Annotated in this window: 1 pseudogene; it reads left to right on the top strand. The window is 25.2% G+C overall.

The window, feature by feature from the left end:
- Positions 1-504, top strand: a pseudogene (locus tag CLTEP_RS15235) (transposase); the annotation flags it as partial.
- Positions 505-576 lie beyond the last annotated feature (72 nt).

Genomic DNA, 576 nt, shown 5'->3' with positions numbered 1-576 from the left:
ATAAAAACTTTATGGTCTGAATTTCAACAGTTAAAGAAAGTAGAGATAAATAAGTCAGAGAAGTGTTCATGGGTTAAAGAAATTGGATACAAAGATAGAACTGTAAATATAATTGAAACTAGTATCGTAGATGATGAAAAAGAAAAAAATTTTGTTTTTATAACAGATTTGAATATTACCAAGAGAAATGCTAGTACCATAGCCCTAACGGGCAGAACCAGATGGAAAATAGAAAATCAAGGATTTAATAATCAAAAAAACATAAGATATGATATTGAACATGTTTGTTGTGAAGATTACAATGCTATGAAAAATCACTACTTGTTGATACAGATATCAGATATACTTAGGCAGTTATTTGAGAAAGGTGTAAAGTTATTTAGAACTATAAAAATTAGTATAAAGGAAATATCTTCAAAGCTATTGGAATCTTTTAGACGAGAAACAATAACTATTGAAGATATTAACTACTTAAATAAACGTACACAAATACGTTATTTATGATATATAAATTGTACTATGGAGGTGATAAAAAGTAAAGATTATTATAAAAATTTTTAACAATTATTAAAAAAA

The organism is Clostridium tepidiprofundi DSM 19306 (genome assembly GCF_001594005.1).
Classification (GTDB): domain Bacteria; phylum Bacillota; class Clostridia; order Clostridiales; family Clostridiaceae; genus Clostridium_AC; species Clostridium_AC tepidiprofundi.
Note: the sequence above shows the minus strand (reverse complement) of the source record. Positions and strands in the feature narration are given on the sequence as shown.